Raw genomic sequence first — 26,798 nt, 5'->3', positions numbered from 1 at the left:
GCGATCCGGGAGACCCTCCTGGGCTCGTAACCCAAGACGGCCTCGTCCCCGTCCAGGCTCGGACGCATACCGCCCAGCGAATCGTCGTCCGACACAAGCTCCGACGTGGAATCCCTCGACATTTCGATCACGCATGTGGCGTTCTGTAACCAATCGAGGTTAAACGACCGGCTGCGGCTGCGCGGGCGGGGCTGGCCTGCTACCCGTGGAGCACCCGTGTGCCGCCTGGTGCGTGCAAATGCTGCGCTGCACCCACGACACCATCCCAGCCACTCACCACGACGACCACGAGCAGCACCGCTCCGACGACAACCCTTCCGACGATTACCGGCAGCACCACGTTGCACACCACCGCGAGCAGCAGGACCAGGAGCAGCGCCACATGTAGCCGCCGCAGGTACTCGCCGACGGCTCTCCTGACACCTGAGAGTCTCACGTCGCACTCCGTCGACCTGGGAAAACGGGGTGTGTGCCTCACAGCAGCAGCGGTTACAGGACGGTGCCGTGCAAGGCGTGGCGGTCACCGTAACGGCGTAGCCGCAAGCGTCGTTCAGGAACCTGGCGGTACGGCCTCCGGGTCGCTCTGCGGGGCGTAGGTCTTCATTGCGGTGTCTGTCATGAGTGCCGAGATCCGGCGCCATTCCTGGTGTTGGACTTCGGCAATCCGGAGCCATTGCTCGGCTCGGTAGCTGTCCAGTGCTTGCCCGGCGACGTCACGCTGGTGTTCTTGGGCGTCCTGAGCGGCACGAGTGACGTCCTGGACGGTCATCCCGGTGGCTTGCGCCTGGACCCGGGCGCGGTGGAAGCGAGCGATGCCGGGGGCGATGCGGACGGGCTCTTCGAGGGGGCGCAGCCAGACGGCGGGCAGCGCGGTGTAGGTGACGGTGGCGTCGAGGATGGCCTCGTTGCCGTCGGTGTCGGTGATGAAGCCGTCGATCTCGTACGCGGGACCGGCGGGGAGCTCCAGGAGCTCGGCCTGCTCTGCAGTGAGGCGCAGGGTGGCCCGGTTGGTGGTGATGGCCTCGTAGCCGTCGACTGTGGCGGCTTCGGGGGCGATGTCGGTGACGGTGATGTCGAAGCGGTCGCCGCGGCGCTGGTACAGCCGCATGTCGGCAGCGAACTCCGTGCGGGTGCGGGGATGGCGGGTGCGGAGGGCCGGCGGCAGACGCTGCGGGACCTTCACCTGGTAGGTCTCGCCGATCCGAATGTCCTGGACACGCATGAGGGCCTCCTGAGCCCCTCTCCAGTCTCCTGCAGGCCGTTCTGGGCATCACCGCGCGAACCTGCGCGGCGTCCAACGGCCGGGCTGGTTCGGCGATGACGCCCTGGTCCTCGTCGTGCTCGCTCACCCTCCATCGTGCGCGGCGTCGGTGGGCCGGACCGGAGTCGCGCGGGGTGGTGCGGAGGTCGACCCTACGACGTGCGTGGGAGGCTGTTTGGGGGGAGGATCTGGACCATGTTGATGCTCACCCCCACGGCCATCGAGGCCGTTCGCACGATCACCAGCGCAGAGGGCGCACCGGCGGACGTCGGACTGCGTATCACCACGAGCGACGATGCCGAGACCTTGCAGCTCGCGGTCGTCGCGGGACCCGCCGAAGGCGACCAGATCCTGACCGCCGAGGGATCGCGGATCTTTATGGACGAGCAGACCGCTGCCTTCCTGGACGACAAGATCCTCGACACTGGACTGGACGCCGACGGCCAAGGCTCCTTTGTTCTCGGTCAGCAAGACCAGGGCGCCACAGGCAGCTAGAGCGATCCCGACCTTGGGGAACATCGTGCCCGGCGAAGGCGGCGGCTTCGTCGTCTGTGACGGGCCGGAACCCGCGGCCTGCGGCGTAGCGGGCGTTCCACTCGTGTGCAGCGAGGACCTCACGCATCACGCATGGTCGTGTTCTCGGTGTGTTCGGGCGGTTGCCTGGCGGGCGACTCTGCGTACTGCCGGTGGGTAGCCGAGTTGTTCGGCGGCCTGGTCGAACGACAGCTCCGGGGCGGCCGTCAGGAGGTCGGCGATGCGGTCCCCGCGCAACGTGGCGAGGGCCTGCTGTGCCGTGCTGTAGGCCATGCCCAGCTGCTCGCGGACTTCGTTGATGGCGATGGCCGGCGCTGCGTCGAGCAGCGGAGCGATCTCGTCGTGCAGTTGGCTGCGCGGGATGGCGTTTGCGCTGCCTTTGGGGCGGCCGGTCGCGGCCTGCTTGCCCGGCCGACTGTTTCTGAAGGCCCTGATGACGGCGCGGGGATAGTGCTCGACACCGTGCACCACGACCAGGTGCGGGGCGATCTGTGGGCTCGTCTTGTAGTCGTCCCAGGTCTTCGGCATGACGTTGAGCTCGGCCGCGGCTTCCTGGCGGTCGAGGAGGTCGTCGTCGGCGCCGACGGGTGGAAGGTCGGGCACCGGCTCGTCGGCCAGGAAGGCGTCGGTCTGCTCGCCGTCCCACAGCATCACCCGTACCCCTTTTGAGCTGATGGGCGCGGGGAAGCCCCCTGCCGCGTAGGGCTTTTCGTTACGGAAGGTGCCCATGGCCATGCCCATGTCCTGCGCGAGCTGTTCCCTCGTCCGTACGAGGTGCTTTCGTCCGGCGCGGATCACCTGTGTGTCCTCTCAGCTTCAGCGCGGGGCAGGGTGCGGGGTGGTCACCTGCAGCGGGGCGGCGCGTTTCCCCTTTCAGAACGAGACATCGAAATAGTCGATGTCCGTGAATTCGACTTCGAGGTTGTCGGCGCGTCGGCCGCCGTCCTTGAAATAGATCTCCTGCAGTCCTTCGGCGACGATGTCTCGCATTTGCTGGTCGCTTGCGCCCTGCTCGCGGGCGTCAAACAGGCGGCGTGCGTACTCCGGCGGGAGGTGGACAGTCAGCCGCCGCATGCGGCCGTCGTCGGTGGTGCCGATCGGCGCGGTGTATCCGAACCGGGCCCTGGTCTCGACGGTGATGCCAGTGGCGGTGGCGGCTTGCTTCTGGCGCCTCTTGCGGACCTGCGGCTGCCAGCGCGCACGCACCGCAGCGTCGATCCGGTCCGTGATCTCCTTGGGCGGGTGCTTCCGCTCGCCGGTGCGGTAGCGCTCCACCGATCGCTGGCTGACCCCGATCTCGCTCGCGACGGCCTTGGTCGTCTTGAGCTGCTTGACCAGGAAGTTGATTCGGGCCTTCAGGCCCTTGGGGGGTTCACGGGTGAAGGTCTCCTGGTCGGCGCGCTCCAGGGCGTCGTGGACGTCTGTCACGGCCTACTCTCCTTCGTCCATGACGGCGTCGCCGCCCTTGATGTGGCGTGCGGGGTTGTATCCCTGCTCCATCAGGTCGACCGCCCAGGCCATCTCCTGGACGCCCTCCAGCTTGGCCAGGCCCGGGGTGGGTCCGAGGCGGAACCCGCCCGGCTGCGGCTTGCCGGAGGCGGCGTACGGCAGGAAGTCCAGCGGTGAAGCCCCCGGGGAGGGGTAGACGACGCAGTCGGACAGCACGGCCAGCGGGTACAGGCCCGTCATCTTCGCCATGTTGGCCAGCTTGCGGTGCATGTTGACCCGGGCCTTGCTGATGACGGCGGCGCGGATGTCCGGGCGCCAGGTCGGGCGCTTTAGGGCAGGCCACCGCTCGCCGTCCTTGTAATGGCGGCCCTGCGGGCGCTCGCGGAGTTTGCCGACGCCGCCCTTGACCGTGGCCTTGATGGCGGCGAGGACGGCCGCCAGGCCCGGGTCGGTCTGCTTGTGCCGCTCCATCGCGGCGAGGAACTCGGTGTCGCTGAGGTCCTTGGTGACGCCCAGATCGGCCATGGTGTCGACGTAGGCGGTCTTGAGGCGGTCGTGCCACGGGTCCAGGTACGCGCCGGTCTCGCGCCGCAGGTACGCCTCGACGGGCTGGACGTTGTAGCCCAGTTCCTGAGCGTAGGCGACGGTGTGTGTCTGGTACCAGGCCGGGCCCTCGGGGCGCTGTCCGCTGGGCGTGAACGGCGACGGCAGGCGCGGGTCCAGTTCGATTCCGGACAGGTCCACGAACCAGGAACCGGGGATCTTCTTGTCGAACGCCGGGTGCTGCACGTACTGGGGTCCGGACAGCCCGACCACCAGGCGGGCCGCGGCCGCGAGGAAGGCCGTGTTGATGTCCAGGCCGATCGCGAAGGGCAGCAGGCACTCCTCATCGGAGAGCAACTTCGGGTCGCGCACCCACTGGTACGCCTCCTCATCGAGGAAGCCGCCCGTCCAGCCGCCGTGCACGACCACGGGGTGCTCACTGGTGGCCTCCGGCGGTGCCGGGTCGACCGGTTCCGTGCCGAGCGAGCCCGGGTTGTGGCCGGAGATCCACTGACCGGTGGCGTGGTCCTGCACGGCCCTAGTCGGCGGGCGCAGCGCGGTCATCAGCTCGAGCCCCGAGACGGCGGTCGAGCCGCGGGGGGTGATGACGCGCTGGGCGTAGATGCCGAGGACGCGGGCGATGTCGGCCGGCGCCATGCCGGCGACAGCGGGCCAGGACCGGGCATCGAGCGCATCCCAGGACAGCACGGCGAGTTGCACGCACTGGCGCTGGTTGCCCTGCGCCGGGCGGTAGACGCGGGCCCACGGGCCGAAGCCGCGCTGGGTGAGCTTCCACTTCGCCTTGGTGAGCTGTTTGAGGACGGGGTGGCCGTCCTCCAGGCGCAGGGAGCGGCGCTGCTCGTGGCCCTCAAGGCGCTCGGGCAGCCCGAGCTTCACGGCGGCCGCCGCGGTGAGCACGATCAGCGGGTCGGAGTCGCGGCCGTTGCGGTGCAGCCGCGGGGCCCCGAGACCGGACTCGCGCAGCGTCCACTCCACCAGCTCCGAGACGGTGGTGGCCGGGCAGTCCAGCACGATCCCGTCGACGCCGTACGCGGAGCCGTCGCCGTCCAGCACGGCGAGCGGCCCGTGCGGGAACCGCGCGTCGACGGCCGGCTTGGCGGCGGCCTTCTTCGCCGGGCGCCGGGACGATGGCCGACGCGGCGCGTGCTCGGACTGCGGCGTGGCAGCCGGAGCAGAAGCGGCAGACTGCGAGGCGACAGTGGTGGGTCCGGCGAAGGTCTCGGGCGCCTGCGTCTCCTGTTGGGCGGGCGCGGCGTCCGGCGCGGGGAAGCGCGCGGCGAGGCGCTCCAGGAGCCGTGCGTAGGCCGCGCGCTTCGGCGGCCGCGGCTCGCTGTGGCCGGCCTCCCATTTCCCGACCGACTCGCGTCGGGTCTTGAGCGTCTTGGCGACCTCGTCCTGGCTCAGGTTGGCCGCTTCCCGAAGGCGCTTGCGCTCGGCAGGCGGTGGCAGGGGGTCGGCGACCTTCTCAAGCAGTGCGTCGACCCGGCTGAACAGCGCCTCTTCGTCGTTGGGCACAGGGTTCACCTCCATCGCCGACTCTACACGAGACGCTTGTGAAGTTAACTTGAAACGCTCTTAGATTGCACTTAGAACGCTTGTGAAGCGCTCATAGGTGTGGACCTCGCGCAGCGGCATCCGGCGATCACCGCAGTGACGGTGATCCGGCGGGACGGGCAGGCGCTGCTGCGCCACGAGGCCGGCGGTGTGGGGCGGGCTTCGTGGACTCTGGCCGCGGAGCGGATGCGGCCTTACACGGATCAGGAAACCACCCAGTTCCTGAAACTCCATCAGGCGCTGCGCCTGGCTCTGCCGCAGCACCGTAGGGAACTGGACGAGATCGCCGCGCTGGCGCGGCCACTGTGCCCGCGCGGGTGCAGCCGGCCCGTATCGACCGGCCGCACCCGCCTGTCTGGCCTACGAAGGGATGCGCGGTCGCCTACGCCGACAGGGGCCAGTAGCTAGTTGGTTCGGTCGAGCCGGCCCGGCGGAAGGTCGGCGGGTGCGACTGCGATGACGGTCTCGTCGTCCATGCCGACGTATTCAGCGAACGTGATCTTCGCGAATTCGGCGACGACGCTGATCGGGTAGGTGGGTCCTTGGTCGCGGTAGCGGCGCATCTGGTCGAGGTGCTTGTTCTGGTACAGGGCGGTACGTTCGCCGTGCTGTTGGATCCATTGCGGGAAGAAGATCACTCCGTGCAGTAGCCGCCGGGCGGGCATGATGTTCACCGCGACCGAAGTGCCGGTGGGTTCGGTCCAAAACATCTTGAATTGGTCCTCTTCGAGCCGGACCAGGCTCATCTGTTGGTCTTTGACCCATCGGCCGCCGACTAGGCCGCTGTGGATGCGGTAGTCGAGGGTGTGGTTGTTCTTGACGTAGATCTCGTAGCGCCATCCGTTGGCGTAGGTGTAGATGAAGTGGTAGCCGACGACGGCAGTCAGATCCTGTGTCGGTGCGCCGACCGCGGCCGGGGCCGCGTTATCGGTCATTGCCCCTCTTTTCGTCAGGAGTCGAACGGTGCGGCCGCGATGCGTTCCACGATGTCCGTGTCGTCGTAGTGGGTGGCAGCGGCGGAGTGGGGTTTGTTGTGTGATTCACGCAGGTGGGCACTGGTCATGAACTCTTTGAAGTTCAGCCGCGGTGCTGCCCGCAGGACAGCGGAGGTAGGTCCGGAGGCAGTGGTTGGCCAGCACCGTCGGCGAGCATGAGCGCATCAGTTCGCTCGCGGCGTTCGCCGGCGCCGAATCGGGCACGTCCGGCAGTTCCGTCGTCAGCAGGTGTCCTTTCGATGCTTGAATCTTCGACTGGGACTTTATCACGCACCGTAATAGCGCTGTGCTTATGTGTTAACTACTTGCCCCTGAAGAAGTCGGGGCTGCCGCCGGATTGACCTTTGGGGAGAGCTGGTGTGGGTTGCGGATGGCCGCGACAGTTGAGATGGGTCGTCGGCGGCCGGGGGTGGTGGCGTTGTTGCGGGTCGCGGGAGTGCAGGACACGTGGTGGGAGGCGTTGCCGGAGCAGGCACGGCAGCTACCGGTCGAGCTGGCCCGGATTGATGCGTTCCTGGACGACGGGAGGTTCTTCGCTCCGTGGCGGGCCGTGTTCGCCGAGCGGCTGGGACGACCGTCGGTCCCGGTCGAGACGCTGCATCTCGACGAGGCTTCGTGAAGATCAACGGCGAGCGGCACTCCCTGTGGCGCGCCATTGACCAGAACGGCAATGTGCTCGACATCCTGGTGCAGTCCAAGTGGGACACCAAGGCCGCCAGGCGGTTCATGGCCAAGCTCATGAAGAAGCAGATGCGTGTACCCGGCGCGGCCCAGAAGTTCCTGTCCGCGTTCAGCGGCATCTCGCCCCACTTCCGTCCCCGACGACACCTGATGACCGCCGCCGACCACCGCTTCGAGAGGCTCGTCCGCTTCACTGTCTGGGACCACATCACCGCCGGCACCGGCCTGCCCGCCACGGGCTGACCCCCAAGGCCCCCACCACAGGCCCACCACACCCCGACACCCCGTCAGGCGATTACCGCCCAACAACGTGACAACGCCGGGCGAAGGCGTCGGCCGGCACGGCAAGCGCCCGCACCTGCTTGAGCTTGGAGATCTCGTCCAGCAGCGAGTTGAGGCTGACGTTTCCGGGGTGGGCCTTGATCTGCGACAGGACCGCCTCAATGTCCTCGGCCTCGTCGTCGCCCTCGTCCGCGGGCTCGTCGTCCTGGCCACCGGCGTCGTCGGTGAACACCAAGGTGTCTAGGCGCCGTGTGCACCCTGCGGCCCGTGCCAGCCGGTCGGCGACCTCTCCGATGGCGCGTTCCTCGGGATGGCGAGCCTCAAGAATGCGGATGCGCGGCCGCTGCTGTCCGGGACAGTGCCGGGGCCAGCCAGCGGTTGAGGAGGGTGCGGAGTTGGGTTTCGTCCTGCGGTGGCTCGCTTGGGTGCTGGAGCAGCGATGTCAGGAGTCGCATGATGATCTCGGCGAGGCCGTCGAGGTCGTCCGCACCGATGTCGGCGGTGGCCCAGTCGACGGGGAAGCGCTGCAACATCTTGGCGCCGTAGGCGATGGTGTGCCGGGTGGTGGCGCCGCGGCCGAAGGCGGTGGTGTCTTCGAGTTGCAGCAGCAGACTCAGGCGTGGCTCGGCGGGGATGGTCCGTACGCAGAAGACCATGCCTTCGACGACGGCTTCGGCCGGGTCGGTGATCCCTTGCAGGTGAGCGAGCATCAGCTCGACGAACGATTCGGCGCCCTGGGCCGCGACCTCGGCGAGGATGTCGTTGAGGCGGCCGAAGTGGCGGTAGACGGTCTGGCGGGTGACGCCGAGTTCGCCGGCGACGTCGGACAGGGTCGTCTTTGTGACACCGTGCCGGTCGATGCAGCGGGCGGTCGCATCGATGATGCGCTGCCGTGCCTCCGCCTCCGATGCGGGAGGTCGGCCTCCCCAGCCGTGGTGCCCCATGGTTTCAGGATCGCACAGGCTCCTTTGCCCGTTGGGACGTGGTCGCGCGGAGTGCGGCCACGGTGAGCCCGGTCGCTGCGACGGTGCACAGCGCGGTGTACCACAGGCTGCCGATCGGCGAGCCCTGCTCGGTGATACCGTCGGCCGCCGCGAAGTAGGCCGGCAACGCGATCAGCCAGAGGACGAAGTGAACGCCCAGGTAGAGCGCCGGGTAGGTCCACACGAACAGCGGCGACGCCACCGGGGCCGGATCGGTTCGCCGCGCGCGCCAGGCGTCCGCGAGAAGGTAGAGGCCGACGATCCAGACCAGGGCGAGCTCGGCGCCGAGGATGGCTCGCTGGATCCCGACCTGATCCCCGCCGCGGAAGGCGTTGCTGGGCACGCCGGCGATCGCCATCGCCAACGGTGTCAGGGCGCCGGCGGCGACGGTGCGCAGGCTGATCCGTCGGCCGGTGAGTGTGCCCCGCCCGTCCTTCGCGCCGACCAGCCGGATGACGAGGTAGGTCATCCCGCCGAAGGACACCGAGGCGAACAGGAACATGCTGTTCATCGGGACCGAGGCGAGCGCCGGCTCGTTGATCATCTTGTTGCCGGGGTTCCAGGCCCACCACTTCAGCTGGGGTCCGAGCTGGTCGAAGATCTCGTAGAACGCCTGGCAAACGAACGCGACCGCCAGCGAACCGGCCAGGGGCCCGCGCCGCGCGAAGACACCGAGGGCGCGGACCAACTCGTAGGCGAGCTGCGAAAGCGCCGGGTAGAAGGCCACGATGTAGAGCGGCAGCCGGTCGTACATGAACTGCACGGTGAACACGTTGTGGGAGAAGATAAGACCAACGTGTTCCTCCAGGCCGAACCAGCCGGGGAAGTAGAGCGGCGGCTCGATCACCGTCAGGTAGACGACCGAGGCGAACCACAGCGAGATGTTGACCGGGTCGCCGTCGCGCCGCCATCGCCGCCACCCATGGACGAGGGCGAACACCGCGCCGCCGATGACGAGCAGTTCGAGGAACGGCATGGTGCCGTTCTCGAGACCGAACGGGTTGCGGAAGTCCACGACAGGATTGGCGTCATGGCAGGAGAAGCCGAGCCTTTCCGCGAGGCGCTCGGCCGCTGAGTCGCATGAATAGGCCATTGCGTGCTCCTCGGTCAGTCGTGGACGAGGTCGCTCTCGGCGGACGGTGCTGTACCGGCGCGGCCGGTGCCGGTCCGGTCGGTGAAGTCGGTGCCGGGCGGGTCCTGTTGGTCGTCGAACCCGCCGGGCACGACCGTGCGTCCGAGCCGCTGGCGGACCTTGTAACGCGCGATGCCGAACCAGAACCGCGGATCGGTGGCCATGTCCCTGAGCGACTTGTCGAGGTTGAAGACCTGGGCGAACGTCCGCTCGACGTAGGCGTCCTCGCGGCTGGTGGCGTTGATGGCGTTGAACACCGGCCAGCTGAGGCGCGCGGCCAGCCTGCGGCGCCACGGAGCGGCGACCTCGCTGCCGGTCGCGAAGTCATAGGCCTGGTCACGGGCCATGGCGAGCATCCAGGGCACGTCGAGTGACTTCTTCTGCCGGGCGAGGAACTCACGGAAGAAGGTGAGGTCGAGGGTGGCGCGGCCGTGCAGCAGCTCGGCGAGGATGAGCGCGGAGCGGGCCGCCGAGCTCATCCCCTGGGCGTAGAACGGGTTGAACGCGCAGATCGAGTCTCCGATGCACACCAGCCCGAGCGGGGGCCGGTCGAGCAGGTCGTAGCGGCGCCACTTGTTGCCGGTCGAACGGGTCAGGTGCACCTCGGAGGTGGGAGTGCAGGCACGCGTCGCCTGTCCGAAGGCCGTAGCCCTCACGCGGTCCACGGCCTTCTCGAAAGCGTCGACCTTGCGCGGCATCCTGATGCCCCACGCCCCCATGCACACGATGGCGCGGTCGCCCTCGATCGGGAAGAAGTTGCTGAGGAACTCGTGCTCCTCGGGATGGTCACCGGTGTCCTGGGACGGAGTGATGACCAGGTGCTTCCACCACCATGACTCCGGACGCCGCCCGGCGGGCGGCAGGTCGTACCACCGCGAGGTGTAGGTGACCTTGGCGTCGAGGGTCTTCTCCGGCGGCGCCGGCCAGCCCGCCTTGATCAGCCAGTCGGCGACGGAGGACCCGCGCCCCAGTGCGTCGACGACCACATCGGCGGCCAGGTGGCCCGAGTCGTCGCCCGCACGGTACTCGACTCCCTCGACGCGCCCTCGCTCGGTGCCGCCCCCGGTGGTACGGAGCCCGGTGACGGTCACGCCTTCGCGGATCTCGACGGTCGGCAGCTCGCGGACCTTGTCGCGCAGGACCCGCTCGATGAGTACGCGGGAGCTGTAGACCATCGTCATCGAGCCGGACTTGCGCGGGGCCCAGCCGTCGTTCTCGCAGTAGGCCGCGTCCATCGACGGCATCAGGTGCATCCCGCCGGCGGCGATCAGTGCCTCTTCGAACCCGGGGAAGATCTCACCGATCGCGCGGCGCCCGGAGTTGAGGAGGAAGTGCGGGTGCTTGCTCTGCGGCACGCCCCGCCGGTGCTCCGCGTCCGGTGGGAGCTGGTCCCGCTCCAGGACGATTACCTCGTCGAAATGCCTCGCGAGCACTCCCGCGGCGCACAGCCCCGCCACGCTTCCGCCGAGTACCACGGCCGTCTTTCCCCGCACGTTTCCTCCATTCATACACATTCTGAATTAATGTATGATCGGTGGGGGTGGGAGGGTAACAGGTGCGGCCCGAACGAACCACCCTTTCTGCGGGACGTGATGGCCGGCTCTTGTTCCGGGTCGAGGGGTCGGGAGACAGCCAACTCCCGGCGCTCGTCCAGACCTTGGCGCACGGCGGCGCGTCGGCTGAAACGCCCTGCGGCCCGGGGTGGTGCAGAGCACCCACCCCGTGAAGCGCAGATCTGGGATCGGCTGCACGCCGGCAGAAGGCGGTGACCGACATGGCGGACTTCGCCGCGGTGAACACCGTGCACGAGAAGATGTTCAGCGCGCCCTACCCCGCGCGTACGGCGATCGGCGTCGCTGCGCTCCCGCTCGGTGCCACCGTCGAGATCGACGTCATCGCCAATTGACCATGGACTATAGGTTCGTCATCGCCGACGTCTTCACTGAACAACCGCTCGGCGGCGGCAATCAGTTGGCTGTCTTCCCGGACGCGCGTGGTATGTCCGCGGCCACGATGCAAACCCCGGCCAGGGAGTTTGGCTTCTCCGAGACGACCGTTGTCTTCCCACTTGCCTCCCGCCACAGCTACCAGCTGCGGATCTTCACCCCGCACATGGAGCTGCCGTTCGCCGGCCACCCGACCATAGGTACCGCGTCCGTGCTCGCCGTCGGCGGGCACGGACGCTCTGAGGCAGGCGAGAGGATGACATCCGAGGAGGGCATCGGTCCTGTCACCGTGGACGTCCGCGGCATATTCAGCCGGATGGCCGTGGACTTTCCCTTCGAGGCCCCCTGCCACCGCCCGCCGGTGAAGACGATCACGCAGGTGCTCTCCCTGACAGGGGAGGACATCGTGGAGTGCTGGTACGGAGGGGCCGGACTCCCGTTCTGCTACGTGCGTCTGACGTCCGCCGACGCTGTTGACCGCGCCGTCCTGGACAAGGCCGTCTGGGCAGCCGGAGTCGCCGACGGCTGGCCGCCGCACCTTTTACGTGTTCGCCGGAGAGTTCCGCAGCGGCAGCACCCTGTACGCACGGGCATTCGCTCCCGCTGCCGGGGTCGATGAGGATCCCGCCACCGGCTCCGCGGGTGCCGGGCTGATCGGGAGTCTCGCCCAGCGGTCGGCCCTGTCCGACGGCGAGCAGACGCTCCGCATCCTGCAGGGGGTCCGCATGGGGCGTCCCAGTCTTATCGAGGTAGGCGCTCACACCGAGGGAGGCCATCTCATCGGCATCACGGTCGGAGGCTTCACCGCTGTCATCGGCAAGGGAACGATCACAGTGCCGGACCGCTGACCCGGCCTTCCAGGTCAGGAGTGTTTTACGCATTTGCGATCACGCCTCGGACAGCCCGCTTGGGGCGAGGCTAGCTGCGGTTCGCCTCGTTCAGGGCGCGCATCTGGGTCTCGGTGATCTCCTGCTGCTCCTGCGTGAGAGGGCCTTATGAGGCTCGATGTCCGTTACGGGGTTGGCGCGAGGTAAGGCTTGCCGCTCGTGGGGGTCGGTGCAGGGCTACGGGCGGGGCCGGGCGAACAGGCCGGGTTCGATCTCGGCGAGGATCCCGCGGCTGACCAGGCGCTTGAGCTTGGAGCGGATGCCCTCGGTGTTCTTCGGCACGATCGGCAGGTCGAGGGCCGGGCACAGGTCGCGGGCCCGCAGAGGGTCGTCGCTGTCGGTGAAGACGGCCATGATCTGCTGGTAGGCGGGGTGTTCGGGCAGTTCGGGCGCCGGCTGCAGCGTCGGTTCGTGGGCGGGTCCGTCTGCGAGGGCGAGAACCGTCTTGCGGGTGATCCGCAGGTGTTCGAGGTGCTCGTCGGCTTCACCGAGCCGCGCGGTGAGCTCTTCGATCTGTGCCCGCACCAGCTCGGCCTGGTCGGTTATGGCCTGCTCGCGTTCATCGATCCGCTCCAGGAGTGGCTTCGCGGCGTCGGCGACGGTCATGCGTCCCGCCAGGTGAGGGGTGCCGGTCAGCCGGCGCGTCATCACGTCGGTCATCGCCCAGTACACGCGGGATTCCGCGCTCTTGGGGCGGTGGTCGTATTCGCGTACGAGGCGCCGGTACATCATCAAGATCCCGTAGGCGCGTTCCACTACCCACCGCTTGGCCTGCGGGACGAAGCCCTTGTCGGCAGGGTTGCGCTCGATAATCTCGACGTCGATGCCCAAGCGTGCTCCGTGAGCGACGACCGCGGTCTTGAAGCCCTGGTCCACCAGTGCCTTCTTGACCGTGCTGGTCTGCTCGGCGACCTTGTGCAGCAGGCGGGTCCCGACCTGGTTCTCGTGGGCCGAGGCGGCCGCCACCGTCACCGCGATCACCAGGCCCAGCACGTCAACGGCCAGCCCGAGCTTGCGGCCCGGCACTTTCTTGGCCGCGTCCTTCCCGGTCGTGGTCGCGGGCACCCCGGCAGCCGCGTGCTTGCTCTGGGTATCGAGCACGATGAGGCTGGGGTCGGCTAATCGGCGTTTGTGTTCTCGCGTGTACCAGCGCAGCAGTTCGTGGATCCTCTGATCGGTGCCGTCGTCGCGCCAGACGGCGAAGTAGTAGTAGGCCCCCCTTTAGGGGGCAGGTCGTGCGGTAGGAAGTCCCACTGGCAGCCGGCGCGGTTCTGGTACAGGATCACGCTAACGATCTCCCTCATCTCGTAGACGCCCCTGGAGACCGTCCTTGCCTTCCACCACGCCGTACGCGACGCACAGGACGACCTGACCGCCATTCTCGATCGCCTGCGCGAGGTGACCGCGAGCGGCGACTTCAGGTACTACGTCCACATCGCCGCTTCCATGGGCGACCGGCCCCAGCCTGACGGGCCCGCCATCCGGTGGCTCGACAACCAACACACCGTCCGCGCCCGCTGGCGCGCTTTGGTCACCGCCCGCCAAGACCACCTGCGCGGTGCCCAGTAGTGCCGAAGTAGGTGTTTGTCTTCCTCAACGTCGCAGGTCAGGGCGGCAGTGTTGCCTGCGGGGCTGAAGACGCCGTTCTGCGAGGGGGTTTCGGTAACGGCGTACCCGGACGGTGCTACGTCCATGGATGGGTGGCGATGATCACGGGCGTCCCCGTTTTGGTCTGACCGCCACCAGCTCGGCAACGCCGGAGGCCCGCGCGGGGTTCGAGCAGGCCGTAGCGGGAGCCGTTCAACCAGCGCGAGAGGGACGACCTCGTGCTGCTGACCAGGCACCCGCACGACCAGGGGGCGACGCTTTGATGGCAGACGTACGGACTGCCACGGTGCGGGGTCAGGCCGTCTTGAGGTCGAGCAGCATCACGGCATACAGCGGGGAATCGGGAAACGGCTGATTCTGCCCAAGGATCCGGCTGCGACGCGCCTGCGAACGCGAGGGCGTCGACGTCCCCTACGACCAGTCCCGTCACCACACTCAGCGGTCAGGCGTTGAGGTCCAGGATGCGGACCGGTTCACCGTCCCATCGCTTCGGTGCGGTGGTGGCAACGATCGCGCCGTCGGGGCGCTCGGGAGTGGGCTGCGCGGCGTACTGGCAGTGGGCCGCGGCCCACGTTTCCCGCTGCGCCACGGCCAGGGCGGCGGGCAGGTCCAGGTCCAGGACGGTGATGCCGGGCAGGGCTGCCAGGTGCTCGGCCGTGCCAGGCCGCCTGCGATCGGCTTCCACCAGTGCGCAGGCGGGCGCGTACAGGTACCAGTCCGCCTCGGCATGGGCTCGGTGGATGAGACGGGAGGCGAGGACGTTGCCCTGGCCGGCCGCGGCCATCGCGGTCTCGTCCAAGACGATGTGCATGGCGTCGGTCACCGGCCGGTCACCTGTGCCAGACGCCGGTCGAGTTCACTGTCCAGGTCCTGTTCCTCTGCCGTGGTCGGGGCATAACCGTTCCACTTCTCCAGCACGATGCGGGCCTTCTCCGCGCGCTCGGCACGCTCGGCCGGCGTAAGCAGCGTCTCGGCCAGGCGGGCCAGGTATGCGCGCAGCGACAGGCCCTCGGCGGCCGCAATCGCGGCGAGCCGCTCCTTGGCCTCCTCAGGGAGGCGGATATTGGCATCGGACATCGTCAGGCTCCTTCCCACCCTCATAGGGTACGGGTACGTACCCGTACCCTACGGTATTCCGCTGGGCCAGGAGATGGTCCCGGCCTCACGCCTCGGCGTGGTCCTCGCCGATTTCGTCCAGGAGGTGCGGGCCGTTGTTGCGTACGTTGTTGACCGCCACGGATACCGCGCGGGCGTCCAGATGGCCGGCGGCTGGGGCTGCCAGCAGGGCGCGCAGCTCGCCGGTGTCCTGGTGGGTGGGGTCGAGCCAGGCGCTCCAGTCGTCGGGAGCGATGGCCAGGGGCATGCGGGGGTGGACGCGTCCGGCGGCATCGGTGGCCTCGGTCGTGATGATTGTGCAGGTCGTCCACCACGCACCCAGATCGTCGTCGGAGACGTCGGGATCGCGCCAGTACTCGTACAGCCCGGCGAGCGCCATGACCTGGCCGTCTTCAGGGCTGATGAAGTACGGCTGCTTGCGGGCCTTGGTCGTCTCGGTCGCCGCGACGGCCTGCCACTCATGGAAGCCGTCCGCGGGCAACAGGCAGCGGCGCTTGGCAAAGGCCCGGCGGCAGGCCGGCTTCTCCGCGACGGTCTCTACCCGGGCATTGATCATTTTCGCGCCCACACTCAGACTCTTCGCCCACGAGGGCACCAGGCCCCAGCGCAGCGGCCGCAGCTGCCGGGTGACTTCGCCGCCTGTCGCGCTCAACGCGTTCCAGGACCGACCACACGTCGTTGGTCGGGGCCACATTCCAGTTCGGATCGAGCGCTTGGTCGGGGTCCCACTGCGTGACGTCGAACGTGGCCGCAAGGTCCTGCGGACGGCGAGTGGAAACGTATCGGCCGCACATGTCCCCACCCTGCCACGCTGCTGGCCGCTGGTCGGCACCCATGCCGACAGCTGCATCATGGGGTCTGCCGCCCGGGCCAGACAGGTCGTCCGACGTGCGATCCGCCCGGGTGGGCGGTGCGATGGGATCATGGCGCAGACCATCGCGAAGCGGACGATCACCTGGGGCCTGGTGACCATCCCAGTGACCGTCCACGCCGCGACCGCCCCACATCCTGTCCCGCTCCACCAGGTGCACACGCGGTGCGGCGGCGGCCGGATCCGGCTGCGACGTGTCTGCGAACGCGAGGGCGTGGACGTCCCCTTTGACCAGGTAGCCCGAGGCTACGACGCCGGCGACGGGCGCGTTGTGGTGCTCTCCGAGGATGACCTCGCCGACCTTCCGCTGCCGACGTCGCCTCGTGCCATCGAGGTCCTCGCCTTCGTTGCCGCAGACCGGATCGACCCGCTACTGCTGCACAAGCCCTACTACCTCGGCAGCGACCCCACCACGGCGCGGCCGTACGCCCTCCTTCGCGATGCCATGCATGAGAGCAGCCTGGCCGCCGTCGTCAGGGTGGCCTTGCGCAACCGTGAGTCCCTTGCCCTGCTCCGGGCGCGCGGCGAGACCATCGCGATGCAGACGCTTTTGTGTTCACTAGTCAACCCGCTTGTCGGCAACGACGGTGTCGGCTCGACTCGGGGTACGGCATGTCTCGCAGACGGTGATGATCCAGGTGTGGTGATGGTCGCCGCGGAAGCGGGGGCGGCCGGGGGGCTCCGCAGCGCTCGCAGGTGTGCTCGGAGGCGGTCTCGGCGGCGTCCGTGAGTGCGGTTGCGGCGTCCATGCAGGCGCCGTCGTACTCGCTGGCCTCGTCGAAACAGTCGGCGAGGTGGATGCGCAGGCCGCCGAATCTCGTGGTGAGGCTGTCGAGCTGGTAGTCCGGGGCGAGGGTGAGCAGGTCTCGGTGGAGTTGGTCGAGCTGTGCGGCTCAGCCGGGTCCGACCGTGTGCGCCCAGGCGCCTGGCGGAGGTGAGCACCTTGGCGGGGACCTCCCCTGCCTGGATGGGGCCACCGACTAATTACGTTGCTGCGGGGTGACGGTAAGGCGCGGGCACTGCGTCAGCTGCTGGTCCGTTGGCCTTTGGGGCGGCATAGGGGATATCCCCTATGCCGTGGCGCCACGAGCTCTGCTCACGGGATGATGTCCGGTCCTCGCGACGGCCCCACCGGCTGCCTTTCGCGCTCAGGCTTGCTGCTCGCCACCGACACTGGGCGGCATGCGGTACTCGGCGGGCTTGAGCGACTCCACCTGCTCGTGTAGCGCTGCGGCCCGCGCGAAGTCCGCGCCCGCCTCCGTCGGCTTGCCCCAGGCTTCGGGGTGCACATATGTGCCTCGTTCTTCCTCGGGCTTCTCCTCGCCCACCCTCAAGGGGTTCGCCCGTGCGAAAGGGTCCCGCCGGACACCACTTACCTGCCACGAGACCTTCACCTCGGGGCGGTCGGTGGCGATGGTGAAGCGGTTGTCCCGTACCTCGTCCGTCACGATCGCCTGGGCGAAGGTGCCGATGGCGGTGAGTTGGTAACGGAAGTCCTCGTTCAGGGCCTCGAAGTACTCCGGCAGTTCGATGACCGCGGCCCCGTCGGCGTCCGTCACCACCGTGCCGCTGTACATGTTCAGCCGTTCGGCGGACTCGACGAACGAGTGCAGCAGATAGCGGTTCTCCGGGTCGAGCGGATGATCGATCAGAAACCCGCCGGCCCCCTTGGTCAGGGTGCCGGAGACATGGACCTTCCCGCTGAACCACCCGGCCCAGCCATCGCCGCCCTGGCCCCAGATGCCGTAAGCATTGGTTCCGTTGAACGCCACGCCGACGACCCCGTTGCCGTTCAACCCCCGGGACTCCCCAAGCACCCCGGTGGCCCCAGTGCTGCTGTCCAGGGCGAGCCCTCTCGCGCCAATGCCGGTGGTGGTTTCCCCGAACAGACCGACGCCCGACTGGGAGACACCGTTTACCCCGTTGCCCGGGTCTGACCTCCCCGTGATGCCCGACCCCTGGTGCCCGTAGACGAGCAATGTGGAGAAACTAGTAGAGACAAGGGAGGTCACGTCCCCACCGGCATCGTTGGTCGTGCCGAAATTCATCTTTCCCACGGTCATGTGAAGCCCCTCTGCTCGCGGAGTCGTCGGGAAGCCGATATAGGCGTGCGGCCATGGAACAATGTTCCGCGGTGGCAGGCCGATCCGCAGAGGGTGTGCGGGGGTGTGTCGCCAGCTGCGGGGGCCACGCCGGACGCCACTGCAGCTGGACTGCCACCTCACGGGTCACGCCCGAGGTCGCGCGCACAGCGTCGAAGCGGGCCCGCGGTGAGGCGGGTGTCCCGTCGAAGTGCATCTGTCAGATGGCAAGCCGCTGACCTGATGGGGTGGCACCTTGATTGAGAACACCGGGCCTCAGTGTTCTCAATTGACATGGCTTTCGCGGAATCGTGCTGATGGACGGGACAGCTCTGTTGATCGTGGTGACCCCGTAGACCCGTTGACAAGACCGGCCCGTGTGGCCACAGTCGCGCGATGGAGATCGATGAGCTGACCTCGGCCGAGCTGCGGGTCTGGCAGGCGTTTCCGCGCGGGACCGAGGTCAACTTCCGTACGACCCCCGACGAGGAAGCCACGGCCGGGAATACCTGGGGACCCGAACGCACCCTGCGCGCCGAGGTGTTGCGCACCCTGCTGCTCAACGGGCCACGCACGGCGGGCGAGACCGCCGTCCTCAAGGTGGCGGGCGCCCGGATCACGGGCCGGCTCGACCTCCAGTACGCGGCCGTCGACTGCCCCGTCCACCTGTGGGCCTGCTACTTCGAGGAAGAAGTCGACCTGTACGGCGCTCAGTTACGCCGACTCAGCCTCGGCGTCTCCGTCCTGCCGTCGCTGCATGCCACGGCGCTCAGACTCGACGACTCACTGCGCCTGACGCTGTGCCGGGTGCGCGGCCCCGTACGCCTGGCCGGGGCGCGGATCACGGGGGCGCTGTTCCTGGACCGTGCCCGCATCGGCGAACCGGCTCAGGGGGCCGACGCGACGTCCGCGCCGCTGCACGACGCCTCCGTCCCGCCCATCCCACCTGTCCCGAACCGGCGTCGCGAGGACGTCCTGCAGCTCAACGGCGCCGTGATCGAGGACCACCTCTCGGCACGCGGCCTGACCGTGCACGGCACGCTCCGTCTGTACGGCGCGAGCATCGCGGGCGCCCTCGACCTCGACGAGGCGCAGCTCAACTGCCCCGCGGGCGTGGCCCTGCGTGGCACTGGCCTGGCGGTTGGCTCCGACCTCAATGCCCGGTACTTGACGGCGAACGGCGAACTCTGCCTCAAGGGAGCGACGATCGCGGGCACGCTCGGCCTCAGCGACTCGCGGCTCGACAACCCCACTGACACCACCCTGCACGCCTCGACGCTCAGCGTCGGCGCGGATCTGAACGCGATGCGGCTCGTCTCGAACGGCCGGATTAATCTGCGCGGTGCGCGCATACCAGGCCAGCTCAATTTTTCCTACGCAACGCTCTCCCACCCGGGCGGTGTCGCTCTGCGAGCCAGCAGCCTGGTCGCCGGTGAACTCTGGTTCCGCGAGGCCCGGCCCATCCAGGGCATGGTCTCACTGCGCCGCTCCCAGCTGGATCTGCTCCACATCGCCCCGGAGACCTGGCCCGACGAGGTCCGGCTCGACGGCCTGACCTACACCACACTCGCCCCGCACGAGCTGGCCGAACGCCGGCTGGCGCTGCTGCGGCGGGACAGAGACGGCCACGTCCCGTTCTCGTACGAACAACTCACCGCCGCCTACCGCCGCATCGGCAACGACGGCGCGGCCCGCACGGTCCAACTCGCCAAACAGCGCCGGCACCGCGCAACTCTGTCGCCCTACGCCCGCCTGTGGGGCTACGTCCAAGACGCCACGGTCGGCTACGGCTTCCGCCCCGTCCGCGCGGCCTCCTGGCTTCTCTCACTCCTGCTGATCGGCACGCTCGCCTACACGGCCGAGCGCCCCCGCGCCCTGAAACCGGACGAGGCCCCGCCCTTCAACGCGCTCTTCTACACACTCGACCTTCTGTTGCCGATCATCGACTTCGGCCAGGAACACGCCTATACGCCGACCAGCACGGGACTCCAGTCGCTGGCCTACGCCCTGATCACCACGGGCTGGGTCCTCGCGACGACGATCGCGGCGGGCGTCACCCGCACGATCAGCCGCCAATGACGAGGAACGGCCGCGACTTACTCCGCGGCCAGCCGATCGGCCTTGGGCCTGGTTTGGGCTCCGGCGCGAGGTTCACCAGGCTGCGGTGCGGCCTCGCCGCCGGGGAGCAGCTCTCGGCCAGGAAGATGTGGAACTACCGAAGCGAGCAACCCTCTGCCAGCTCGGCTCTCCATGCCGAAAGCGACCGTGGCAGGTGCAGTGAGAACGCGACCAACGAAGTGAGACAAAACCCCAGAAACGAAGCAAAAGCCGCGCCCAGCGCGTGACGCGATGAGAATCCGACAGCGTGAACGAGAACGAGGTGAGAATCCGACAGCTTCAATGCGATAGGACAGCGGGCTAGTGCTCGATTCCTCTTTCGCTGGGTATATGTGCTGGTGGCGGGGTGGTTGCGAGTGCTCGGGGACGGGTGCTGGTCGATGGTGTTACGGGCACGGCCGGGCCGTGATGATGACGAGCTTGCGGTGATCCGGCGGCTGGCACGGGCGCGGAAGGCTCCGCGAGATCTGGTGATGCGGGCGCGAATGGTGGATCTGAGCTGGGCCGGACTGCGGGTGCCAACAATCGCGGATGAGGTCGGATGCGGGCAGAAGACTGTGCGCCGCCGGCTGCACCGCTTCAACCGTTGTGGCCTGGAAGGTTTGGAGGATCTCGGTGACCAGGGGCGTAAACGGCGGATCACCGAGACGGAGCGGACACGGTGGCCGAGGTCGGCGTGGACGATGTGCTGGTGGTCCGGACGCCGGGGGGCCGGGGGTACGGGGCGCCCCAGGGCGTGCCTGCCGGGTCGGGGCCGGCCGCCCGAAAGGCGATTGACGACGCCCTCCTGCGGAATCCCGTGCAGGTGATCCGGGCGGTACGGGGAGAGGGCCGGTGCCCTCGGTCACTGCTCGCCTCGGCCGCCCGCGTCCTTGTCGCGCCCTATGTCCGCTCGGCGGTCGCCCATACCCGTGACCTCGGGGTTCGCGCCCGGCACAGCCCCGGGGCGCTCGCCGCGGGCCGCCGGGGGCGTCGGAGCGGTGCGGTGGAACAGCCTGCCCGCCGGGCGCGGCGTTCCCTCCGTCTGCCTGGCCAGCCGGCGGGCATCCGTTCTGGCGAGACTGCACATCGCCAGCGCGAGGCACAGCGCCAGGGCGCCGGTGATGACGTTGCTGATGACGGTGCGGGTCGTGGCGACGTCGCCGGCCACGGACCACGGCGCGATGACGGTCCACAGTCCGATCGCGGTCGCGGCCCAGCCGCGGGCGTGGCTCCGCTCGAAGGCGGGGCCGAAACCCCCGATGAGCACCGCGTAGGCGACTCCGGTGATCAGGTTGGCCGCCGCCAGCGTCGTCAGTCCGCTGAAACCCACAACCCAGGGCGAGACGGCGAGAAAGAGGCCGACGACAATGGCCAGGGCCTCCAGGCCCTGCCCGAAAGGTGTCACAGCCGCTCTTTCGTAACGCGCGCGCAGTTCCACGATGTCCGGGTGCTGCTCCATGCTCGGCACATGGGTGGGAGCGGTCACCTGGACCACCTCCTCGAAATGGGAAAAGGCCACTTCCGCTACCAGTAGTGCCGTCGTCCGCCGACCGCGCGGCCCATGGAACCGAGGAGCCACAGAGCCGCTCCGACAACGAGCAGGATGAGGCCGATGGTCCACAGTATGGAGATCTCGGCCACGAAACCGATGACCAGCAGAATGATTCCGAGAATGATCACAGCATTCTCCGATCTCGTGAGCATGCCTACTCACACTGTGATCCGCATCCGCCCCAGGGTCAACACTCGCCCGGGGCGAGGGCGGGGGCGCGGCTGTATTCCGCGACGGACAGCCACACCATCCGCTTTCACCACATCCAGCGCGGTACCCCCGACCGGATCCGTAACCGGCGGGTGAACGAACGCACCGGCAAAGAGGTTCCGGCCGACGAGATCGTCAAGGGGCTCGATGTGGGCGACGAATACGTCCTGATCGAGCCCGATGAACTGGACGAGATCGCGCCCGGGCGTTCCAAGGCCCTGGAGATCAGCGGCTTTGTCGACCTCGATGAAGTGGAGCCCATTTTTTTCGACCAGACGTACTACCGGGGGCCGGGCGGGAAGGAGCACGGAAAGGTCTACAGCCTGCTGCACAGAGCGCTTGCCGAGTGCAACAAGGCCGGTATCGCCACTTTCGTGATGCGGAACCGCGAATACCTCGTGGCGGTGAAGGCGGAGGACGACATCCTGGCGCTGCACACACTGCATTGGGCCGATGAGGTGCGCGACCCGAACCGCGAGGTACGCGATCTGCCCGGAAAGTCGCGGGTGCGCGGCAAGGAGCTCAAGACCGCGGTGCAGCTCATCGAAACGCTGAGCACCACATGGAATCCCGAGGACTACCACGACGTCTATCAGGAAAACGTCCGCAAGCTCGTCGAGGCGAAGCAGAAGGGGGGAGACGGTGGAAAAGGCGCAGGAACCGCCCGAGTCCACCAACGTCGTGGACCTCATGAGCGTGCTGGAAGCCAGCGTCGACTCCGCCCGGGGCTAGGGAAAACGTGCACCGGCAAAGAAGGATCTGGCCAGGCTGAGCAAGTCCGAACTGTACGAGCGAGCCACCGAGGCCGGCATTCGCGGCAGGTCCTCGATGAATCGTGCAGAACTGGCGGCGGCCCTCACGAGGAAAGCGGAACAGTCTGCTGTCGTACGGTACGCGCGGGTGCCGAACGGGCGGGTCGCATGGTACGCAACGCGTCACTCCGGCTTACCCATGCTGGTGTGCCGTGCCGTGAGACGGGCAAGGACCACGTCCATGCCACCGGCCAGCAGGTACGCGCTGACCGTGCCAAGGCCGGTCAAAGGCCACGCGGCGAAACCAGGAACGAGGGACAGTCCATAGGCCGCCGACACGGCAACGGCCACGGAGAGCACATCGATGACTCCGCCGAGGGTCAGTTCCTGTTCTCCCTCGGACAGCCGGGCGTGGCGGAAAAGTGTCAGAAAGACCAGGCCCACTACGAGGAACGCCGTCGCGGACCCCAGCGCGAACATCACGGTCTCGCCCGCGGCAGCGGTCCCCTGGGTGCTAGTCACGAGTCCGTACGCTGCCGTGATGGAGATCGAGAAACCGTACGCCGTCGCGTTGTCCCGCAGCGCCGTACGGACTCCGCGCCCATAGAGGCCCAGCATCCCGGACACGTCCTTGCCCGCTGCCTTCCGTTCTTCCGACACTGCTCAAGGCTTTCAGCGAGAACCTCCACCGCCCCCAAGGCGCGGACGAGCCAGAGGGCAAGATACCCGGCTGGCCGTACCGGACGAGCCTCAGCCGCGAACCGGCACCCCCCGGCGGGCTCGGCCAGGTGAACGTATGAAGCCAAAGTCAGCCCAGGGCCGCTGTCGCTACTCGGAGTTCGCACACCAGGCCCGCGTATATCTCCTCGCGGTTCTCGTTCGACACGCAGCACGGTCGAAGGGTGGATCGTGGCCACGACTTCGTCGGCGTCAAGGCCGTCCGGGGGTCGAGCACGGTGCTGCACTCCCGCGTCACGCGGGAGCCGGAGCCGTACAGCGCCTTGCCCGCGGTGGCGCCCACCGTAATGATCAACTCGGTTTTCACGAGGTGACGTTCGGCCGCGAGCCACGGCTGGCACGCGGTCAGCTCGCGCAGCGGGGCTTGTGGATGCGCCGCTTGCCGCGCTCCTCCCTCTGATGAACCTGAAGTGCGTCACCGCGTTCGTCACGTACGTCTCGTCCGGGTCGATGCTCGCCTCCGTGCAGGCACGCAGGAACAGCTGACCGGCGGTCCGACGCCCGGGGCGCCTTCAACCTGGCCGCCGAACCCGTGATCGACGCGGGGGTGCTTGCCCGACTGCTCGGCGCCCGCGTGGTGCGGCTGCCCCGGCAGGCCGTCCACACCGCCGCAAGCGCCGCGTGGACGGCCCACCTCGCCCCCGTCCCGCCGCAGTTGCTCGACGCCCTGCTCGAGCTGCCCCTCCTGGATGCTGCACGCGCCCGGGACCAGCTGGGACCCCGCAGCACACGGCCGAGGAGATGCTCGCCGAATTCCTCACGGCCCTGCGCACCGGCGAGGGCATGCGGACTCCACCGCTCAAGCCCCGTGCGCTCCTCGGATGAGCAGCGGAAACGGGGGTTGAGGCGATTTCTGCGTGATACCCGACGATGCCACTGACGCACGAGCGGTCGGAGGTGTGTCATGAGCAGAACGCACGTTGCCGACTACATCCTCAAGCGGCTGCGCGAGTGGGATGTGGAGCACGTCTTCGCCTACGCGGGCGATGGCATCAACGGACTGCTCGCAGCGTGGGACCGGGCGGAGGACCCACCGAGGTTCATCCAGTCCCGGCACGAGGAGATGTCGGCCTTCCAGGCGGTGGGCTACACCAAGTTCTGCGGCAGAGTCGGGGTCTGCGCCGCGACCTCAGGTCCTGGAGCCGTTCATCTGCTCAACGGGCTCCATGACGCCAAACTCGACCACGTTCCCGTCGTCGCCATCGTCGGCCAGACGGCCCCACGTGACACCAGGGCCGCGGCGTCGTTGAGCGGAGCCGGGCGGGGGTGTCATGACTGAACCCCCGGGACCCGTAGCGGACGGTTGCCGCGGCGGGGGCGCATGCTGCAAGCCCAGACACGACGACGGACGTACGGCAGGGTCCGGTGCCGGGGACGGGTGCTGGTGTTGTCTATCGTCTCCGGGTGCGAACAATCAAGGTGCCTGTCCGCTGGGCGGAGGGCTTGTTGTGGTGATGCGTCGGTGGCCGCGTCTTCGGCATCCGGCGCAGGTGGTCGTGGCCGGCTTCGCTGCGGCGGTCGCGGTCGGGACCGGTCTGCTGATGCTGCCGGTCGCCAAGACGGGGCCTGGCGGTGCCAGTGTGCTGGAGGCGTTGTTCACTTCCACCTCCGCGGTGTGTGTGACCGGTCTGGTCGTGGTGGACACCCCCGGCTACTGGAGCGGATTCGGGCAGGCGGTGATCCTGGCGCTGATCCAGGTGGGCGGCTTCGGCATCATGACCTTCGCCTCCCTGCTGGTCCTGCTGGTCTCCCACCGCATCGGCCTGAAGGCGCGCATGACGGCCGCCGCGGAGACCAAGACTCTGGGGCTGGGCGATGTCCGCTCGGTCGTGACCGGTGTGGTCAAGGCCAGCCTGCTGCTGGAGGCGGTCACCGCGCTGGTGCTGACCCTGCGGTTCGCCGTCGCCTACGACGAGTCCTGGACGCGAGCGCTGTGGCTCGGCGTCTTCCACGCCGTCTCGGCGTTCAACAATGCCGGATTCGCCCTCTACTCCGACAGCCTGATGGGCTTCGTCGCCGATCCGTGGATCTGCCTGCCCATCGCGCTGGCTGTCATCGCCGGCGGACTGGGCTTCCCCGTCCTGTTCGAGCTGCGCCGCCGATTCCGTAAGCCACGCGGCTGGTCCCTGCACACCAAGATCGTGCTGTGGGCCTCCGGGGTCTTCCTGGTCGGCGGCAGCGCCTTCATCACCGCGATCGAATGGTCCAACCCGGCCACCCTGGGTCCCCTGGACACACCGGGGAAGCTGCTGGCCGGGTTCTTCCAGGGCGTCATGCCGCGAACCGCCGGGTTCAACAGCATCGACACCTCGCAGATGAACCCCGCGAGCTGGCTCGGCACCGACGTGCTGATGTTCATCGGCGGCGCCAGCGCCGGCACCGCCGGCGGTATCAAGGTCACGACCTTCGCCGTGCTGTTCTTCGTCATATACGCCGAGATCCGTGGTGAGGGCGCGGTCAACATCTTCCACCGCCGCCTTCACGGCGACCTCCATCGCCAGGCCCTTACCGTGGTACTGCTGTCCGTGGCCGCCGTCGCCATCACCACCGTGACCTTCATGGTCGTCTCCGACCACAGCCTGGACCAGGCTCTCTTCGAGGTCACCTCCGCCTTCGCCACCGTCGGCCTGTCCACCGGCATCACCGCCGACCTGTCCCCCGGCTTGCAGCTGCTGCTGATCGCGTTGATGTTCATCGGCCGGCTCGGCCCCATCACCGTCGCGTCCGCACTCGCCCTGCGCAGCCGCGTCCGCCTGTACGACCTTCCCGAGGAGCGACCCGTCATTGGCTAGGAAGGCCTCCCCCAAGAAACGCCGCACGGGACCACACGGCTCCGTCGTCGTCATCGGCCTGGGCCGCTTCGGCCGCGCACTGGCCCTGGAACTCGTCGACGAAGACACCGAAGTCCTCGGCATCGACGAAGACGCAGAAGTTGTCCAAGCCCTCTCCAGCACTCTCACCCATACCGTGCGGGCCGACTCCACCAAGGAAGGCGCCCTGCGCCAGCTCGGCGTCCACGAGTTCGACCGTGCCGTCGTCGCCATCGGCACCGACCTGGAAGCCAGCATCCTCACCGCCTCGCTGCTGATCTCCTTCGGCATCGAAAACGTCTGGGCCAAGGCCATCAGCGAAGCCCACGGCCGCATCCTCACCCAGCTGGGCGTCCACCACGTCGTCTACCCCGAACACGACATGGGCCAGCGCGTCGCCCACCTCGTACGCGGCCGCATGCTCGATTACATCGAGTTCGAGGACGACTTCGCCATGGTCAAAACCAACCCGCCCGCCGACATCGTCGGCATCCCCCTGTCCAACAGCGCCGTCCGCTCCCGCTACGGCGTCACCGTCGTCGCCATCAAACGCCCCGGCGAAGGTTTCACCTACGCCACCGCCGAGACCGTCGTGGAGGCTGACGACACCATCATCGTCGCTGGCCGCACCCGAGCGACCGAACGCTTCAGCGAACTCCAGTAGGACGGGAAAACGGCAGACACCGGCCCCG

At 68.2% G+C, this 26,798-nt stretch carries 29 protein-coding genes and 4 pseudogenes; 15 read left to right on the top strand and 18 right to left on the bottom strand.

Translation table 11 applies throughout. From position 1 onward, the window contains the following. Positions 1-238 precede the first annotated feature (238 nt). On the top strand, positions 239-388 hold the full coding sequence (locus K9S39_RS39310) for a hypothetical protein (RefSeq protein ID WP_248868049.1): 150 nt from the start codon (positions 239-241) through the stop codon (positions 386-388). 162 nt (positions 389-550) lie between these two features. Here K9S39_RS39310 and K9S39_RS39305 read toward each other — a convergent pair whose 3' ends face one another. Beyond that, a complete protein-coding gene (locus K9S39_RS39305; RefSeq protein ID WP_248868048.1) occupies positions 551-1,222 on the bottom strand; it encodes a hypothetical protein in 672 nt (223 codons plus the stop codon). Between the two features lie 234 nt (positions 1,223-1,456). Between K9S39_RS39305 and K9S39_RS39300 the strand changes: the two genes are divergently transcribed. Beyond that, positions 1,457-1,756 carry a hypothetical protein gene (locus K9S39_RS39300; protein ID WP_248868047.1) on the top strand — a complete coding sequence of 100 codons (300 nt, stop codon included), beginning with the start codon at positions 1,457-1,459 and terminating at the stop codon, positions 1,754-1,756. Positions 1,757-1,882: 126 nt separating this feature from the next. On the opposite strand, the gene K9S39_RS39295 is transcribed toward K9S39_RS39300, so the two are convergent. The 4 genes from K9S39_RS39295 to K9S39_RS39280 all read right to left on the bottom strand — a co-directional run bounded on the left by K9S39_RS39295 (position 1,883) and on the right by K9S39_RS39280 (position 6,297). Continuing rightward, positions 1,883-2,593: a hypothetical protein gene (locus K9S39_RS39295; protein WP_248868046.1), complete on the bottom strand. Its 711-nt coding sequence runs from the start codon at positions 2,591-2,593 to the stop codon at positions 1,883-1,885. Positions 2,594-2,668: 75 nt separating this feature from the next. Next, positions 2,669-3,223 carry a telomere-protecting terminal protein Tpg gene (gene tpg / locus K9S39_RS39290; RefSeq protein WP_248868045.1) on the bottom strand — a complete coding sequence of 185 codons (555 nt, stop codon included), beginning with the start codon at positions 3,221-3,223 and terminating at the stop codon, positions 2,669-2,671. A gap of 3 nt (positions 3,224-3,226) precedes the next feature. Continuing rightward, positions 3,227-5,338: a telomere-associated protein Tap gene (gene tap / locus K9S39_RS39285; RefSeq protein ID WP_248868044.1), complete on the bottom strand. Its 2,112-nt coding sequence runs from the start codon at positions 5,336-5,338 to the stop codon at positions 3,227-3,229. Positions 5,339-5,766: 428 nt separating this feature from the next. Next, positions 5,767-6,297 carry a phenolic acid decarboxylase gene (locus K9S39_RS39280; RefSeq protein WP_248868043.1) on the bottom strand — a complete coding sequence of 177 codons (531 nt, stop codon included), beginning with the start codon at positions 6,295-6,297 and terminating at the stop codon, positions 5,767-5,769. 478 nt (positions 6,298-6,775) lie between these two features. On the opposite strand from K9S39_RS39280, the pseudogene K9S39_RS39275 reads away from it, so the two are divergent. Together K9S39_RS39275 and K9S39_RS39270 are read left to right on the top strand one after the other, a co-directional pair. Next, positions 6,776-6,955: pseudogene (locus K9S39_RS39275) on the top strand (ISNCY family transposase); the annotation flags it as partial. Next, positions 6,941-7,281: pseudogene (locus K9S39_RS39270) on the top strand (DDE-type integrase/transposase/recombinase); the annotation flags it as partial. The pseudogenes K9S39_RS39275 and K9S39_RS39270, both read left to right, overlap by 15 nt. Before the next feature lie 52 nt (positions 7,282-7,333). Here the strand turns inward: K9S39_RS39270 and K9S39_RS39265 are convergent. The 4 genes from K9S39_RS39265 to K9S39_RS39250 all read right to left on the bottom strand — a co-directional run bounded on the left by K9S39_RS39265 (position 7,334) and on the right by K9S39_RS39250 (position 10,928). Beyond that, entirely contained in the window at positions 7,334-7,552 is a 219-nt protein-coding gene (locus K9S39_RS39265) for a hypothetical protein (RefSeq protein WP_248868042.1), read from the bottom strand. A gap of 88 nt (positions 7,553-7,640) precedes the next feature. Next, positions 7,641-8,264 carry a TetR/AcrR family transcriptional regulator gene (locus tag K9S39_RS39260; protein WP_248868041.1) on the bottom strand — a complete coding sequence of 208 codons (624 nt, stop codon included), beginning with the start codon at positions 8,262-8,264 and terminating at the stop codon, positions 7,641-7,643. Between the two features lie 4 nt (positions 8,265-8,268). After that, a complete protein-coding gene (locus K9S39_RS39255; RefSeq protein ID WP_248868040.1) occupies positions 8,269-9,396 on the bottom strand; it encodes a hypothetical protein in 1,128 nt (375 codons plus the stop codon). A 14-nt stretch (positions 9,397-9,410) separates the two neighbouring features. After that, positions 9,411-10,928, bottom strand: coding sequence for an FAD-dependent oxidoreductase (locus tag K9S39_RS39250; protein WP_248868039.1), 1,518 nt, complete (start codon positions 10,926-10,928; stop codon positions 9,411-9,413). 281 nt (positions 10,929-11,209) lie between these two features. Between K9S39_RS39250 and K9S39_RS39245 the strand changes: the two genes are divergently transcribed. The 3 genes from K9S39_RS39245 to K9S39_RS43240 are packed head-to-tail and all read left to right on the top strand — an operon-like array spanning position 11,210 to position 12,229. After that, positions 11,210-11,341 (top strand): Rid family hydrolase, encoded by a 132-nt coding sequence (locus K9S39_RS39245; protein ID WP_248868038.1) that lies wholly within the window; start codon positions 11,210-11,212, stop codon positions 11,339-11,341. Positions 11,342-11,343: 2 nt separating this feature from the next. After that, a complete protein-coding gene (locus K9S39_RS39240; protein WP_248868037.1) occupies positions 11,344-12,000 on the top strand; it encodes a PhzF family phenazine biosynthesis protein in 657 nt (218 codons plus the stop codon). Continuing rightward, positions 11,927-12,229, top strand: coding sequence for a PhzF family phenazine biosynthesis protein (locus tag K9S39_RS43240; RefSeq protein WP_406708095.1), 303 nt, complete (start codon positions 11,927-11,929; stop codon positions 12,227-12,229). Before K9S39_RS39240 ends, K9S39_RS43240 begins: the two co-directional genes overlap by 74 nt. A 216-nt stretch (positions 12,230-12,445) precedes the next feature. Here the strand turns inward: K9S39_RS43240 and K9S39_RS43235 are convergent, their stop codons facing one another. Beyond that, positions 12,446-13,369, bottom strand: coding sequence for a transposase (locus K9S39_RS43235; protein WP_406708094.1), 924 nt, complete (start codon positions 13,367-13,369; stop codon positions 12,446-12,448). Between the two features lie 297 nt (positions 13,370-13,666). Between K9S39_RS43235 and K9S39_RS39225 the strand changes: the two genes are divergently transcribed. Continuing rightward, complete coding sequence (locus tag K9S39_RS39225) at positions 13,667-13,837, top strand: hypothetical protein (RefSeq protein ID WP_248868036.1); 171 nt, start codon at positions 13,667-13,669, stop codon at positions 13,835-13,837. A gap of 481 nt (positions 13,838-14,318) precedes the next feature. Here K9S39_RS39225 and K9S39_RS39220 read toward each other — a convergent pair whose 3' ends face one another. From K9S39_RS39220 to K9S39_RS39210, 3 genes and pseudogenes are all read right to left on the bottom strand, one after another. Beyond that, positions 14,319-14,699, bottom strand: a complete 381-nt coding sequence (locus tag K9S39_RS39220; RefSeq protein ID WP_248868035.1) for a PIN domain-containing protein — start codon at positions 14,697-14,699, stop codon at positions 14,319-14,321. After that, positions 14,696-14,953 (bottom strand): hypothetical protein, encoded by a 258-nt coding sequence (locus tag K9S39_RS39215; RefSeq protein WP_248862107.1) that lies wholly within the window; start codon positions 14,951-14,953, stop codon positions 14,696-14,698. Before K9S39_RS39215 ends, K9S39_RS39220 begins: the two co-directional genes overlap by 4 nt. Positions 14,954-15,038: 85 nt before the next feature. Continuing rightward, a pseudogene (locus tag K9S39_RS39210) lies at positions 15,039-15,786 on the bottom strand (SOS response-associated peptidase). 129 nt (positions 15,787-15,915) lie between these two features. Here K9S39_RS39210 and ku (K9S39_RS39205) point away from each other — a divergent pair. Next, the gene (ku, locus tag K9S39_RS39205) at positions 15,916-16,593 is read left to right on the top strand and encodes a non-homologous end joining protein Ku (protein WP_248868034.1); all 678 of its coding nucleotides are present in this window, start codon (positions 15,916-15,918) and stop codon (positions 16,591-16,593) included. Between the two features lie 418 nt (positions 16,594-17,011). Here ku (K9S39_RS39205) and K9S39_RS39200 read toward each other — a convergent pair whose 3' ends face one another. Continuing rightward, positions 17,012-17,926: a hypothetical protein gene (locus K9S39_RS39200; RefSeq protein ID WP_248868033.1), complete on the bottom strand. Its 915-nt coding sequence runs from the start codon at positions 17,924-17,926 to the stop codon at positions 17,012-17,014. A 414-nt stretch (positions 17,927-18,340) separates the two neighbouring features. Here K9S39_RS39200 and K9S39_RS39195 point away from each other — a divergent pair, with 414 nt between their 5' ends. Then, positions 18,341-20,023 carry a membrane-associated oxidoreductase gene (locus tag K9S39_RS39195; RefSeq protein ID WP_248868032.1) on the top strand — a complete coding sequence of 561 codons (1,683 nt, stop codon included), beginning with the start codon at positions 18,341-18,343 and terminating at the stop codon, positions 20,021-20,023. 419 nt (positions 20,024-20,442) lie between these two features. Next, entirely contained in the window at positions 20,443-20,871 is a 429-nt protein-coding gene (locus tag K9S39_RS39190; protein WP_319949619.1) for a helix-turn-helix domain-containing protein, read from the top strand. A gap of 35 nt (positions 20,872-20,906) precedes the next feature. On the opposite strand, the gene K9S39_RS42580 is transcribed toward K9S39_RS39190, so the two are convergent. Further along, entirely contained in the window at positions 20,907-21,530 is a 624-nt protein-coding gene (locus K9S39_RS42580) for an SPW repeat protein (RefSeq protein ID WP_319949618.1), read from the bottom strand. Between the two features lie 38 nt (positions 21,531-21,568). Continuing rightward, positions 21,569-21,724 (bottom strand): DUF6131 family protein, encoded by a 156-nt coding sequence (locus K9S39_RS39180; protein ID WP_248868031.1) that lies wholly within the window; start codon positions 21,722-21,724, stop codon positions 21,569-21,571. 3 nt (positions 21,725-21,727) lie between these two features. Here K9S39_RS39180 and ku (K9S39_RS39175) point away from each other — a divergent pair. Next, positions 21,728-22,396: pseudogene (gene ku, locus K9S39_RS39175) on the top strand (non-homologous end joining protein Ku); the annotation flags it as partial. A 345-nt stretch (positions 22,397-22,741) separates the two neighbouring features. On the opposite strand, the gene K9S39_RS39170 reads toward ku (K9S39_RS39175), so the two are convergent. Together K9S39_RS39170 and K9S39_RS39165 are read right to left on the bottom strand one after the other, a co-directional pair. Continuing rightward, the gene (locus K9S39_RS39170) at positions 22,742-23,218 is read right to left on the bottom strand and encodes a hypothetical protein (protein WP_248869252.1); all 477 of its coding nucleotides are present in this window, start codon (positions 23,216-23,218) and stop codon (positions 22,742-22,744) included. 148 nt (positions 23,219-23,366) lie between these two features. Next, positions 23,367-23,603, bottom strand: a complete 237-nt coding sequence (locus K9S39_RS39165) for a hypothetical protein (RefSeq protein ID WP_248868030.1) — start codon at positions 23,601-23,603, stop codon at positions 23,367-23,369. Positions 23,604-24,200: 597 nt separating this feature from the next. Between K9S39_RS39165 and K9S39_RS39160 the strand changes: the two genes are divergently transcribed. From K9S39_RS39160 to K9S39_RS39150, 3 genes are all read left to right on the top strand, one after another. Further along, a complete protein-coding gene (locus K9S39_RS39160; RefSeq protein ID WP_283113274.1) occupies positions 24,201-24,575 on the top strand; it encodes a thiamine pyrophosphate-binding protein in 375 nt (124 codons plus the stop codon). 211 nt (positions 24,576-24,786) lie between these two features. Next, entirely contained in the window at positions 24,787-26,088 is a 1,302-nt protein-coding gene (locus K9S39_RS39155; RefSeq protein WP_248869177.1) for a TrkH family potassium uptake protein, read from the top strand. Then, the gene (locus K9S39_RS39150) at positions 26,081-26,770 is read left to right on the top strand and encodes a potassium channel family protein (RefSeq protein ID WP_248868029.1); all 690 of its coding nucleotides are present in this window, start codon (positions 26,081-26,083) and stop codon (positions 26,768-26,770) included. The genes K9S39_RS39155 and K9S39_RS39150 overlap by 8 nt, the downstream gene beginning before the upstream one ends. Positions 26,771-26,798: the final 28 nt, after the last annotated feature.

Source organism: Streptomyces halobius (assembly GCF_023277745.1).
Lineage (GTDB): Bacteria > Actinomycetota > Actinomycetes > Streptomycetales > Streptomycetaceae > Streptomyces > Streptomyces halobius.
This window is presented reverse-complemented; position numbering and strand designations above follow the sequence as displayed.

Coding starts and splice junctions, on each gene's coding strand:
- K9S39_RS39310 (WP_248868049.1), top strand. CDS start 239: ATGCTGCGCTGCACCCACGACACCATCCCAGCCACTCACCACGACGAC.
- K9S39_RS39305 (WP_248868048.1), bottom strand. CDS start 1,222: ATGCGTGTCCAGGACATTCGGATCGGCGAGACCTACCAGGTGAAGGTC.
- K9S39_RS39300 (WP_248868047.1), top strand. CDS start 1,457: ATGTTGATGCTCACCCCCACGGCCATCGAGGCCGTTCGCACGATCACC.
- tap (WP_248868044.1), bottom strand. CDS start 5,338: ATGGAGGTGAACCCTGTGCCCAACGACGAAGAGGCGCTGTTCAGCCGG.
- K9S39_RS39280 (WP_248868043.1), bottom strand. CDS start 6,297: ATGACCGATAACGCGGCCCCGGCCGCGGTCGGCGCACCGACACAGGAT.
- K9S39_RS39260 (WP_248868041.1), bottom strand. CDS start 8,264: ATGGGGCACCACGGCTGGGGAGGCCGACCTCCCGCATCGGAGGCGGAG.
- K9S39_RS39255 (WP_248868040.1), bottom strand. CDS start 9,396: ATGGCCTATTCATGCGACTCAGCGGCCGAGCGCCTCGCGGAAAGGCTC.
- K9S39_RS39245 (WP_248868038.1), top strand. CDS start 11,210: ATGGCGGACTTCGCCGCGGTGAACACCGTGCACGAGAAGATGTTCAGC.
- K9S39_RS39240 (WP_248868037.1), top strand. CDS start 11,344: ATGGACTATAGGTTCGTCATCGCCGACGTCTTCACTGAACAACCGCTC.
- K9S39_RS39215 (WP_248862107.1), bottom strand. CDS start 14,953: ATGTCCGATGCCAATATCCGCCTCCCTGAGGAGGCCAAGGAGCGGCTC.
- ku (WP_248868034.1), top strand. CDS start 15,916: ATGGCGCAGACCATCGCGAAGCGGACGATCACCTGGGGCCTGGTGACC.
- K9S39_RS39200 (WP_248868033.1), bottom strand. CDS start 17,926: ATGACCGTGGGAAAGATGAATTTCGGCACGACCAACGATGCCGGTGGG.
- K9S39_RS39195 (WP_248868032.1), top strand. CDS start 18,341: ATGGAGATCGATGAGCTGACCTCGGCCGAGCTGCGGGTCTGGCAGGCG.
- K9S39_RS39190 (WP_319949619.1), top strand. CDS start 20,443: ATGGTGTTACGGGCACGGCCGGGCCGTGATGATGACGAGCTTGCGGTG.
- K9S39_RS39160 (WP_283113274.1), top strand. CDS start 24,201: ATGAGCAGAACGCACGTTGCCGACTACATCCTCAAGCGGCTGCGCGAG.